The following is an 11,870-nucleotide window of genomic DNA, read 5'->3' as shown; positions in this document are numbered from 1 at the left end:
GGTTACCAGGGCCAGGGCGGCGGTCAGCAGATCGACCCGCAGGTGTTGCAGCAGCTCGCGGCGTACCTGGCCTACCAGGCCCAGATCGCCCAGCAGCAGCAGGGCCAGCAGCAGCAGGGCCCGCAGGGTCAGCTCGACCCGCAGGGCCTGTTCGGCGGCATTCTCGGCAACGCCCTCGGTGGCGTGGCCGGCGGAGCGATCGGCAACCTGCTCGGCAACCGCGGCATCGGCCAGACCGTCGGACGGACCGCCGGATCGGCTCTGGGCGCGTTCCTGCCCTTCCAGGTCCCGGCGCCGACCGGGATGCCGCAGACCGCCGGCATGTTCTAAAGGGGAACGGCCGTGACTTCGTTCGGACCAATGGCCGCAGCGCCCGGCTTCGGCGCGACCACCAATATGGGCGGGGCGGCGGGCATCGGCCTGGCCAGCGGCCAGAGAACTGTCGGGGTGGCCGCCGGTTCGGCCATGGCGACCGTCCTCGAACCGGCCCGGCAGCAGGCGGCCGCGACCCTTCAACGGGTCTACCGATGGCTGGAGGCCGCAGTGCCGATGGCGCCGGAGACCGCCGTGCTGGTGCCCGTGGTCGTCACCGCGGTGCATCTGTACGAGGCGCAGCAGTACGAAGCGTCGATCACGCAGGCGATGACCGTCGTGCAGACGGCTCGGGCACTGCGCTCAGTGGCCCCGGCGCTGCCACCGCTGTGACGATGGCGGATCCGCTGGAACCGGAGGTCGGGCCCGTGGTTGACGGGCCCGACCTCCGACGCCACCTCATCGGCGCCGAGGACCCGCAGATCCTGGTCGACGCGCTCGAAGCGATCAGCCAGGACCCGCGGGCGGCTGTCATCCGTCGGCCCACCGCCGACCTCGCCGTGGTGCAGGCGCCGACCGAGACGCTTGACGCGCTCAGATCGCGTTTCGGCGCCGAACTGATCATCGAACCGGATCTGGAGCTGGATCCGCTGGAGCCTGTCGCCGACGACGGGACCACCGACCACAACCACCCGCGCCGTACGGCGCTCGGTGAACACCGGGCGTGAGCCCGCAGAGAGGAGCTACCCATGTCCGACTCCAAGCCGGACCCCCGCGGACGGCGTGACGACGACGAACACGGCGCCTACCCACGGTCCGGGCGTAGCGGCCGGGTCAGCGGATCAGCCCGGCCGGTGGAGCCGAGACGCGAGCGGTACCTGGTGGCCCCGCTGCCGCCGGAGCTGGCCCCGGCCGGCGCCGCGCTCGGCGGCCCGATGACCGATCCGAAGACTGTGCTGGCCCAGTTGGACGCCGACCCGCGCACCACCGTCCGTCGGGTGATCTCCGCCCCTGAGCGGGTCTCCATGCTGGGCGCCGGCGGTCCGTCCCTCGTCTTCCCCGACGTGGCGATCGTGGAGATGGAGCCGGACCGCGCCGTGGAGCTGGCCGCCACGCCGATGGTGCACGTCGAGCCGGACCTGCCGTTGTCGTACGCCGCCGCCGAGACCGGACTCAACATCGCCGACCCGAGCCTGACGCCGCTGGGCGAGGATGTGGCCGTCACGTTCGATATCCATGGCGCTGACGGCAAGCCGCTCGAGCACGCCGAGATCTATGTGATGAGCCACACCTTCCCGGTGCGCGGCATCACCGACGCCAGGGGTCGGGCCGAGCTGCCGGTGCCCGCCGGCGCTCTCGGCAGCGTCACCGGGGTGTACGTCAAACCCCGCTACGACTACTGGAGCACCTGGAACGCCCGCCCGGACCTGTCGGTGACCAGCCCCAACCTCATCACCTGTCCTACCCTGACCGAGACGTTCCCGGGCCTGGGCGAGGGCCGCCAGGTGGACACCTGGGCCCGGCGAGCGATGCGGTTCGACGCGCTGCCGCCCAACTTCCGCGGCCACGGGGTGAAGATCGCGGTGATCGACTCCGGGGCGGACGTCGGACACCCGGAGCTGGCCGACCGGTTCGTCGGCGGACGTGACATCACCACCGGCACCGACGACGGCTGGCGCGTGGACACCCTCGGGCACGGCACCCACTGCTCCGGCATCATCGGCGGCACGGGCGCCGGCATCGTCGGCATCGCGCCCGAGGCTGAGCTGCATGCCTGCAAGGTCTTCCCAGGCGGGCGGTTCAGCGACCTCATCGAGGCGCTGGACTACTGCATCACCCACCAGATCGATGTCGTCAACCTCAGTCTGGGCAGCGCACAGGGATCCGAGTTGATCGCCCGCAAGGTCGAGCAGGCCCGTCAGGCCGGCGTGGCGTGCGTCGCCGCCGCCGGCAACTCCGGGGGCGCTGTCGGCTTCCCGGCCTCGCTGCCCAACGTGCTGGCTGTCGCGGCGCTGGGCAAGGCCGGCGAGTTCCCGCCCGGCACCTACCACGCCACCCAGGTCCAGGGCGCCCCGACGCCGGAGGGCTTCTTCACCGCGAAGTTCACCTGCTTCGGGCCGGAGGTCGACGTGGTCGGTCCTGGCGTGGCGATCGTGTCGTCGGTGCCGCCGGCCAACTACGCAGCCTGGGACGGCACCTCCTTCGCCGCCCCGTGCGTGACCGGCCTGGCCGCGCTGGTGCTGGCCCACCACCCGGACTTCCGCGCCCAGTTCGCCGCCCGGGACGCCGCTCGGGTCGACCGGCTGTTCGATCTCATCCGCCGCAGCTGCCGTCCGGTGCGGCTGGCGGACCCTGGGCGTAGCGGGGCGGGCCTGCCCGACGCCGTCGCCGCGCTGGGGCTCATCGCGATCGGTTCGCCGCCGATGATGCCCACGGTTCCGGCGCTGGCGACACTCTGGTCGGCGATGGCCCAGGCCGGACTATTGCCGGGGGTGGGGTTCACGCCGCACATGATGGGCGTCCCGGCATCCGTCGACCGCGTCAGCGGCGCCGCCGGCAACCAGCAGCTGGCGAGTATGTCGGCGTGGCCGGCTTCCCCGGAGGAGAACCCGGCGAGTTCCAACCGTGCCGAGCCGTCGAAGAAGGAGGGCAACGGCGCGGCGACTTCGCCGACGGCAGACCAGTCGCTGGCGCCGTTACGGGCGGCGTTGCGGGCAGCTGGGCTGCTGCCGGCGCCGGAGCCTGCGCGCTGAGCCAACCCAGTCACACCAGAATCGGATAGTCCCGTCCGTCACCGTCCGGAGGCCGCCCATGGGCGGCCTCCGGACGGTGCTTCTGAACCAAGGAGGCCGCCGCTCCCCATTCACACTGGGTCAGTGGTGTGCTTCGGCCGGTGGCGCATACGGAGGTTTCGTACCAGTCGGGTGGTGATGAAGAGCGCTATACCGAGGCCCGCCACCGCGATGATGACCAGCACCGACGTGTTGATACCTGGCGCCAGACTGCTGAAGCTCGCCGCCCGTTCCGCCGGTGCGCCCTCGCCACCCTGGTTCGCCGCCGCCGCCGCTGGCGGCGCGGCAGCTGCCGGCGGCGGCGCGGTCGGCAGGGTGGAGAAGTTGACGATGCCGCTGCTCTCCAGCAGGGTCAAGTGAGTCAGGACGAACTGGTTGGCGCGTTGTGCGAGTTTACGCACCGAGTCGTTACGGGTGCTCGCTCGGATTGTCCCGATGGCGGGGAAGATCTTGCCGTGTGCCGCCCGCAGCCGATCGATGTAGATCTGGTCGAACTCCTCGCCCTCCGCCTTGTCCATCTCGTCGAGCCAACCCTGCTGATCTTCGTTGGGTTGGTCAGGCAGGGGAACGTCGACCTTCTTCGCCGCCTCGACAACCATTTCGTCGAGCACTTGGTGCTGGTCGGCGATGTCGCGCCCGATCGTTCGGATCCGGCGGTTCTCGGACTTCTGTTGAGCCATCTCGCCAGCGGGCATCTCCCATAGGCCAGCGAGGCGCACCTTCACCATGAAGTCGCGGTCGGCCTCAGAAATGTCGCCCCTGCCACGATCGGACAACGAGTCGCTCGGAGGCACCGGAACACCGGGCTCGGCGCGACCAATACCTGGGCTCAGCAGAACCACCATCGCAGAGGCGACCGCCAAGCCTGCTAGGCGGCCCCACCGCGACATACCACCGTCAGCTAACACGCCTACCTCCACTACTGGCGACACGACAAAGGTGTGACAGGTGGAGATACGCGCCGAAGCACGCTTCGGATCAACAAGCCTGCGACCGGGTTCTGGCGTCGTGGCCGCTTCGTACGGCGGTCAGTCCGCCACCCGGGCTGGCCGGCCGCCGCTGCGGGCGCCCCGGCGGCCGGGCAGGAAGCGGTCGAGGGCCCACTCGCCTGGACCGATGGCGGCGATGAGCAGGAAAGCCCAGCAGTACAGCGCGGCCATCTCGCCGCGGTTCTGCATCGGCAGCAGCGCCGCCGGCTGGTGGACGACGAAGTACGCGTAGGCCATCGCGCCGGAAGCCAGGATGGCCGCCGGCCGGGTGAGGAGGCCAATCATGACTAGCAGGCCGGTGCTGAGCTCGATCAGGCCGGCCCACCAGCCTGGCCACTGGCCGATCTGCGCGGCAGCGCCCCTGCCGCCAGCGCCGCCGAAGACGCCGAACAGCGTCGCCGCGCCGTGCATCGCGAACAGCAGGCCGATCACCACGCGAAACAGGGTGTGGACGAGAAGGGTGAAGCGGGGGTGCGCCATGTCGGTCTCCTGAGGGGTCCATCGGTCCGGGCCGCAGGGCAGCATAACTCCAAATTGGCAGACTTCGATGTCCGTGATGGACGCCGGAAGTCGCGCGAATTGCGCAGTGTCGCCATGGACAAAGTCGTCCTGATCTTGAAGCCTTGCTGGTAAGCGACAGCGTCTACTCAGGACGGGACAGCCGCTTCAGAGCGCCCGGACGGCTGCCCTGGGCATTTGCCCGGTCACACACGCGGCCCAGGCTCCGGCTCACTAGGCCCTGATGAGGGCGGTTACTGCATTGACAGGTGTACGTGGTTCGTGTGGGTGGCCGAGGGGCCGGGCCCGCCGCTGTAGGAGCGCCAGCCGGTGCTCGGCATCCAGATCTGGCGGTACCAGATGACGTACAGAACGCCGAGGCGGCCCGCGTTGCGCACGTAGAAGGCGGCCAGTCGGTCGCCGTACGACTTGTCGCCGCCGGAGGCGTCGACGTTCTCGAATCCGCCGGTCGCGGCGGCGAAGTCGCAGGCCCGCCCCTTGGGATGCTCACCGCCGCCACCGCCGCGGTGACAGGAGACGAACCGGCCGAAACCAGCTCGTTTGGCTTCCTTCATCGCGTGCAGCGTGCGCGGCGTGATGCAGCCCGAGGTCGTCGGGTCGTTGACGTTGCACGACTCGTCCGGCCATGAGCCGTCCGAGCGGCGTGGCGCTGGTTTGGCCAGCGCGGAGTTCGCCGACAGGAAGCCGCTGGTGATCGCGCCTCCGCCCGCCTCGATGAGGGCCTCTTCAGCCTCTTTCTTGCGTTTGGCCATGGCCGCGAGCTGCTTGGTCTGCTCGCCGATCTCCAGCTTGAGAGCGGCCTGGTTGGCCCGCATCCGGTTCTGCGACTCGGTGAGCCGGCCGAGCCGGCCGGCGTCGGCGCGGGCGAGCCGTTCCATCGCGTTCGCCCTTGTCCAGAACGCGTCGGGGGAGGAGCTGTCCAGCAGTAGCGAGACCTCGGTGAGCGGCCCGTTGCGGTAGGCGCGGGCAGCCATCTTACTGGCGACGCCGGCAACCTCCGCATGCTCCACAGCCAGGGTCTTGAGCTGTGCGTCCAACTCTGTCTGCCGTTTCTTGGAGTTGTCGATCCGCAATTTGGCCGAGACATATCCTTTATTGGCGGAATCCAGCGCTTTGCGCAGCTTTGCGGTGCCGCCCTCCGGGTCGGCGGCCGACGCCGGCGCCGCGGCGAGCATGGCCGTGGCGAGCGTCGCGGCGGTCAGCGCGGCCAGCCAGCGGGAGCGGTGCCCAGTTGACACGAGTTGTCCTCTCGGTGTCGCCTTCGTGCCGTAGCTGCGGGCGGCACGTATCGGCCGGAGGGCCGACCGGCGGCAACTGTACCCGACCGCCGGGACCGCCGAGAACCCGCTGAAGGGGCATGTCCCTCGATCCCCCTGTCGAGGGCGATCGGATTCCGGCCCAGGTCACGCGCTGCGTGCCTGGTCCTATTCGGGCAGTCGTGGGCCAGCCTCACGCTGCGCCGCAAGCCACGCCTCGACCTCCGCGGCGGCCGTGGGGAGGCCCGCCGACATGACCTCGGCGCCGTCGGCGGTGACGAGAACGTCGTCCTCGATCCGCACCCCGATGCCGCGCAGCTCAGCCGGAACCAGCTCGTCCTCGGGCTGGAAATACAGACCCGGCTCGACGGTGAGCACGAAGCCCTCGGCCAGCTCGCCGTCCCGGTAGGTCTCGGCGCGGGCGTGGGCGCAGTCGTGCACGTCGATGCCGAGCATGTGGCCGAAGCCGTGCAGGCTCCACCGTCGGTACAACGTGGACGCCGGGTCCATCGCCTCGTCGACGCTCACCGGCAGCACGCCCAGATCGGCCAGGCCCTCTGCCAGCACCCGCATACATGTCTGGTGGATGTCCTTGAATCTGGCGCCCGGACGCACCGCCGCGATACCGGCCAGCTGCGAGGCGTGCACGATGTCGTAGACCTGCCGCTGCAACGGGCTGAAAACGCCGTTGACCGGCAGCACCCGGGTCACGTCGGCGGTGTAGAGGTTCCCACCCTCGACGCCCATGTCCATGAGCAGCAGCTCGCCGGGCTTCGTCCGGCCGTCGTTGCGCGTCCAGTGCAGGATCGTGGCGTGTTCGCCGGCGCCGACGATCGAGCCGTATCCGACGTCGTTGCCGTCGTGCCGGGCCCGCAGCGCGAAGACGCCCTCCAGCAGCCGCTCGGAGACCGGCCGGTCGGCCGGCAGCACCCGGGCGACATCCTCGAAGCCGCGGGTCGTCGCGTCGACCGCCGCCTGCAGCTCAGCGATCTCCCACTCGTCCTTGACCAGTTTCATCTCGGCCAGGATCGTGGCCAGCTCGCCGTCGCGCCCGCCGTCGTCGCTCCGGCGCACCGCCGCGTCGACACAGGCGTCGAAGCCGCGCAGGACCCGGGTGCGCCCCGGGGCGCAGTCGGCCAAAGCGTCCGCCAGCTCGTCCAGGGGGGCGGTTTCGATGTCCAGCTCGGCGGCGCTCTCGGCCAGCGTCGGCCGGCGGCCCACCCACAGCTCGCCGTTGCGGTTGCGGAAGAACTCGTCGTTGTCGCGGTCCGCGTGCGGACACAGGTAGAGCGTGGCGTCGTGGCCGGCGCCGTTGGGCCGCATGACCAGGACGCTGCCGGGCGAGCGTTCGCCGGTCAGGTACGCGAAGTCGCTGCCGGACCGGAACGGGAAGTCGGTGTCGTTGGACCGGACCTTCTCGCCGCCGGTCGGCACGACGATCGTCTGGCCGGGCAGCGCCTCGCTGAGCGCCGCCCGACGCTTGGCGTGCCGCGGCGCCTCCGGGCGGGGGGAGGTGGGAGCGTCGACATCGTTCCACCCGGCGCGCATGAACTCCAGGTACGCCGGCGGGAAGGCCGGATCGTGCGATTCGACGCCCTCAGTGGTCTCGCTGGTGATGGCCTGCTCGCCCGACGCCGCGCCCATTAGTCCGCCCCTCACGCCACTATGCCGTTACCGGACTCGACGGTACCGCGTGAAAGACTGAACGCCATGTGCGGACTGCTTGCGTTCTTCAGCGCCCGAGGCGAAGCCGACCGACACGTCGGGGCGATCACCGACGCGGTCGAGTGCCTGCACCACCGCGGCCCGGACGACACCGGCGTCGACATCGTGCGCGGCGCGGACGGCACCGCCGACGGCGTCTTCGGCCACAAACGGCTGTCGATCATCGACGTGGCCAGCAGCCACGAGCCGCTGCCGTACGCCGAGGGCCGTTACCTGCTCACCTTCAACGGCGAGATCTACAACTACAAGGAGCTGCGCGAGCAGCTCGCCGCCGAGTTCGGGGCGCCGTTCGCCACCGCCGGGGACGCCGAGGCCATCGTCGCCGGCTACCACTACTGGGGCGAGGAGGTGGTCAACCGGCTGCGGGGGATGTTCGCGTTCGTCATCTGGGACCGTGAGCAGCGGCGCGCCTTCGGCGCCCGGGACCACTTCGGCATCAAGCCGCTGCACTGGTTGGAGACCGCCGACGGCGTCTACCTGGCCTCGGAGAAGAAGGCGCTGCTGCCGTTCTCCGACGCCGCCGTGGCCGGCGACGCCGGCATCGACGCGGCGAACCTCTCCCACTACCTGACGTTGCAGTACGTGCCGGAGCCGGGCACCCTGCACCGGGGCATCCAGCGGATCGGGTCGGGGGAATGCTTCACCTGGTCGCCGGCCGAGCACATGCGCATCCGCCGCTGGTACCGTCCGGTCTTCCACCCGGCCCCGGTGGACGACGAGCAGAAGCTGTTCGCCGAGATCCGGGAGACGCTGCGCGAGAGCGTCCGGATGCACATGCGCGCCGACGTGCCGGTGGGGGCGTTCCTGTCCAGCGGCATTGACTCGACCGCCGTGGTGGCCCTGGCCCGTGACTTCCACCCGGGCATCCTCACCTTCACCGTCGGCTACGACGTCCCCGGCTACTCCGAGATCGACGTCGCGCAGGATTCGGCCAACCATCTCGGCGTCACGCTGATCCCCACCAAGATCGGCCCACAGGAGATGATGGACGCCCTCCCGAAGATCGTCTGGCACCTGGACGATCCGGTGGCCGACCCAGCCCTGGTGCCCCTGTACTTCGTCGCGAAGAAGGCCGCCGAGCATGTCACCGTGGTCCTCTCCGGGGAGGGCGCCGACGAGTTCTTCGGCGGCTACACCATCTACCGCGAGCCGTTGTCGCTGTCGGCGGTGAACGCGCTGCCCGACGGCGTCCAGAAGGGACTGCGCGCGGTCAGCCGGGTCATCCCCGAGGGCGTCAAAGGCAAGAGCTTCCTGGAGCGGGGCACCACCCGGCTGGAGGAGCGCTACTACGGCAACGCCCGGATGTTCACCGAGGACGACAAGCGCGTTTTGCTGCGCCACTACGACCAGAACGTGCGCTACACCGACGTCACCGCCCCGATCTACGCCGAGTGCGCCGAACTGGACCCGGTGACCCGGATGCAGTACGTCGACCTCTACACCTGGCTGCGCGGCGACATCCTGGTCAAGGCGGACCGGATGTCGATGGCGCACTCGCTGGAGGTGCGGGTGCCGTTCCTGGACAAGGAGGTTTTCGCGGTCGCCGCGAAGATCCCGGTCGACCTGCGGCTGCCGCCGCGCTCGGACGCCACCAAGTGGGCGCTGCGCCAGGCGCTCCGCCAGGTCGTGCCGCCGGCGATCGTCAACCGCCGCAAGCTCGGCTTCCCCACCCCGACCCGGGTCTGGCTGGCCGGCGACATGTACGGGTGGGCGCGGGACATCTTCGCCGGCTCCGGCGCCGGCGACCTCATCGACCTGTCGGTGGCCCAGCGGCTGCTCGACGAGCACCGGCGCGGCGTGGCCGACAACTCGCGCAAGGTGTGGACGTTGCTGGTGTTCTGCGTCTGGCACGCCGTTTTCGTCGAGCGCAGCCTCGATCCGGGCGTCAGCCGCAACCAGTCCGCGCTGATCACCAAGCCGGCGGTGGGCTCGACCGTGTCGTGAGTGGATCGGGCGCCGGCGCGGCGCGGCGCGGCGGTGGCAGCGGCGCCGCCCCGGCGAGCAGCGCCGCCATTTCCTCGGCCGGCAACGGTTTGGCGAAGTGGTAGCCCTGGGCGAGCTGGTATCCCAGCTCGTACAGGCGGCGCGCCTGCGTCGGCGTCTCCACGCCCTCGGCGACGGCGCTCAGGCGCAGCCCGTTGGCGATGTAGAGGGTGGCGGTGACGATGGTGCTCTCGGCGTTGTCGCCGCCGAGGTCGTCGACGAACGACTTGTCCACCTTGAGCACGTCGACAGGGGCGGTGCGTAGCAGACTCAGCGACGAGTGTCCGGTGCCGAAGTCGTCAAGTGCCAACGCCACCCCGAGCGCCGAGATCTGCCGCAGAGTGGCCGTGGCGGTCTCGTTGTCGAAGATCGCGGTCTCGGTCACCTCGATCATCAGCCGGTCCGCCGGCAGCAGCCAGCCGGCGAGCGCCTCGGCGACCTGAACGGCGAACCCGGGCTCGCTGAGCTGCCGCGCGGACACGTTCACGCTGACCTTCCACGGGCCGGTGGTCCGCAGATCCCGGAGCCACTGCGCGGCCTGGCGGCACGCTTCGTTGAGGACCCACAGGCCAAGCGGCACGATGAGGCCGGTCTGTTCGGCCAGTGGGATGAACTCGACCGGCGGGACGACGCCGCGTTCGGGGTGCCGCCATCGCACCAGCGCCTCCGCGCCAGCCGGGCAGCCGTCCGGCAGCCGAACGACCGGCTGGTAGACGAGGAAGAACTCGTCCCGGTCCAGCGCGCGCCGGAGATCGGCGCCCAGCTTCGCGTCATGCGTGGCGCGGCGGTCCATCTCGGCCTCGTACACCACGATCCGCGCCTTGCCGGAGGACTTGGCGGTGTGCATGGCCACGTCGGACCGCCGGAGCAGCTCCGCGGCGTCAGCGCCGGCCCCCAGGCCCAGGGCGACTCCCACGCTCACGCTGACGAACACCTCATGCTCGGTGACCCGGGCCGGTTGGCTGATCCGCTCGGCGACCCGGCTGACCGCGCTCAGCGCGCGATCGGGCGAAAGGTCGCGCAGCAGCACCGCGAAGGCGTCGCTGCCCAACCGGGCCACCACGTCGCCGGGGCGGATCGCGGCAACGATCCGCTGGGCCAGGACCATGAGCAGCTCGTCGCCGACGGCGTGGTGCAGCCGGTCGTTGACGGCTTTGAAGTCATCGATGTCGATGAGCGCCACGACGCCCACATCGCCGCCGCTGTCGATGATGTCGTCGAGGCGCCGCTCGAACAGTTGCCGGTTGGCCAGCCCGGTGAGGTCGTCGTGACCTTCCTGGTGGGCGAGCTGGGTGCGGGCGCTGCGCAGGTCCCGGACCCCGCTCTCCACCCGCCGTCGCAGCTCGGCCTCGCTCCGGCTCGACGACCACTGCCGGTGCCCGGCGACGGCCATGAGCAGCACGATCGTGATGGTCAGGGGAAGGCCGCCGTGACCGGAGCGGTGGGCGATGAGCAGCAGCAGCACGCTCGTGGCCAGGAAGGGCAGGTAGGCGGTGACACCCCGGGGTCGGCCGGCGCCCACGCCACCGAACCGCTGCCGGTGCGCGGCGGCGGCGTAGCCGACGGTGACGAAGGGCAGGATGGCGACGATCGGTCGCAGGCCCTGGGTCAGCATGATTGGCGCGCTGGCCGCCAGGATGGCGCCGACCGCGATTCCCAACGCCAACGCACGCAGGGCCCGCTGATCGACCACTGCGCCGTCGCCCAGGGCGATGGTGATGAACGCCGCGGTCGCGACCACGCCCATGGCCAGGATCGTTCCGACCGCCACCCACCCGCCGCCACCGGCCCAGTCTCCGGTGTCCCCGAGCGACAACTGCCAGGCGACGGCGACGGCGCTCGCGAAGATCAACATCGCCTCGGGGATGATCCGCATCCTCTCGGCGCGGGACACCCCTCGTCGGCGGGGCAGTCGGACCAGGGCGACCAGCGAGGCCAGAACCGCCGTCACGTACATCCCCCGCACGAGCGGGCCAGGGCGGGTTGACACCTCCGCCAGGTTCTGGACCAGCAGCAGCACGGACGCAGCCCCGGCCACCCCGAGCGCGACCGCGGCCTGGCGCCAGAACTGACGGCCCCGTCGCGATCCCACCAGGCTGCCGGTCTGCCAGCAGGCGGCCGACGCCAGCAATGCGCTCGCGGCGCTCGGCGCCCAGCCGACCCAGGCGGGCAGGTCCGCGCCCAGCAGCATCGCCGCCAGCCACGCCAGGCTGGCCGCCGCCGTGCCCAGGGCAGCGAGCACCAACGGCGCGGGGCGATTGCTCATGCATTCCGTTTCGGATGGCGCTGCCCGA

At 70.7% G+C, this 11,870-nt stretch carries 10 protein-coding genes; 5 read left to right on the top strand and 5 right to left on the bottom strand.

All coding sequences use genetic code 11. From position 1 onward, the window contains the following. The 4 genes from ABD287_RS11065 to ABD287_RS11050 all read left to right on the top strand — a co-directional run. The coding region (locus ABD287_RS11065) for a hypothetical protein (RefSeq protein WP_344171917.1) at nucleotides 1–330 on the top strand (330 nt) is incomplete at its 5' end. 12 nt (nucleotides 331–342) lie between these two features. Next, nucleotides 343–705, top strand: a complete 363-nt coding sequence (locus ABD287_RS11060) for a hypothetical protein (RefSeq protein WP_344171915.1) — start codon at nucleotides 343–345, stop codon at nucleotides 703–705. 2 nt (nucleotides 706–707) lie between these two features. Beyond that, complete coding sequence (locus ABD287_RS11055) at nucleotides 708–1,040, top strand: hypothetical protein (RefSeq protein ID WP_344171913.1); 333 nt, start codon at nucleotides 708–710, stop codon at nucleotides 1,038–1,040. 21 nt (nucleotides 1,041–1,061) lie between these two features. Next, complete coding sequence (locus ABD287_RS11050) at nucleotides 1,062–3,065, top strand: S8 family serine peptidase (RefSeq protein WP_344171911.1); 2,004 nt, start codon at nucleotides 1,062–1,064, stop codon at nucleotides 3,063–3,065. 110 nt (nucleotides 3,066–3,175) lie between these two features. On the opposite strand, the gene ABD287_RS11045 is transcribed toward ABD287_RS11050, so the two are convergent. The 4 genes from ABD287_RS11045 to ABD287_RS11030 all read right to left on the bottom strand — a co-directional run bounded on the left by ABD287_RS11045 (nucleotide 3,176) and on the right by ABD287_RS11030 (nucleotide 7,512). Next, nucleotides 3,176–3,898, bottom strand: a complete 723-nt coding sequence (locus tag ABD287_RS11045; RefSeq protein ID WP_344171909.1) for a DUF4142 domain-containing protein — start codon at nucleotides 3,896–3,898, stop codon at nucleotides 3,176–3,178. Nucleotides 3,899–4,132: 234 nt separating this feature from the next. After that, nucleotides 4,133–4,573: a DoxX family protein gene (locus ABD287_RS11040; protein WP_344171907.1), complete on the bottom strand. Its 441-nt coding sequence runs from the start codon at nucleotides 4,571–4,573 to the stop codon at nucleotides 4,133–4,135. Nucleotides 4,574–4,845: 272 nt separating this feature from the next. Next, entirely contained in the window at nucleotides 4,846–5,850 is a 1,005-nt protein-coding gene (locus ABD287_RS11035) for a coiled-coil domain-containing protein (protein WP_425565595.1), read from the bottom strand. Between the two features lie 186 nt (nucleotides 5,851–6,036). Further along, nucleotides 6,037–7,512: an aminopeptidase P family protein gene (locus ABD287_RS11030; RefSeq protein WP_344171937.1), complete on the bottom strand. Its 1,476-nt coding sequence runs from the start codon at nucleotides 7,510–7,512 to the stop codon at nucleotides 6,037–6,039. A 66-nt stretch (nucleotides 7,513–7,578) separates the two neighbouring features. On the opposite strand from ABD287_RS11030, the gene asnB reads away from it, so the two are divergent. Continuing rightward, nucleotides 7,579–9,537 (top strand): asparagine synthase (glutamine-hydrolyzing), encoded by a 1,959-nt coding sequence (gene asnB / locus ABD287_RS11025; RefSeq protein WP_344171905.1) that lies wholly within the window; start codon nucleotides 7,579–7,581, stop codon nucleotides 9,535–9,537. On the opposite strand, the gene ABD287_RS11020 is transcribed toward asnB, so the two are convergent. Next, nucleotides 9,503–11,842: a putative bifunctional diguanylate cyclase/phosphodiesterase gene (locus ABD287_RS11020; protein WP_344171903.1), complete on the bottom strand. Its 2,340-nt coding sequence runs from the start codon at nucleotides 11,840–11,842 to the stop codon at nucleotides 9,503–9,505. The two genes, asnB and ABD287_RS11020, sit on opposite strands and share 35 nt — an antisense overlap. Between the last annotated feature and the right edge of the window lie 28 nt (nucleotides 11,843–11,870).

Source organism: Pilimelia columellifera subsp. columellifera (assembly GCF_039532605.1).
In the GTDB taxonomy this organism is placed as follows: domain Bacteria; phylum Actinomycetota; class Actinomycetes; order Mycobacteriales; family Micromonosporaceae; genus Pilimelia; species Pilimelia columellifera.
The sequence above is the reverse complement of the archived record's forward strand: the minus strand, read 5'-3'. Positions and strand labels throughout refer to the sequence as shown.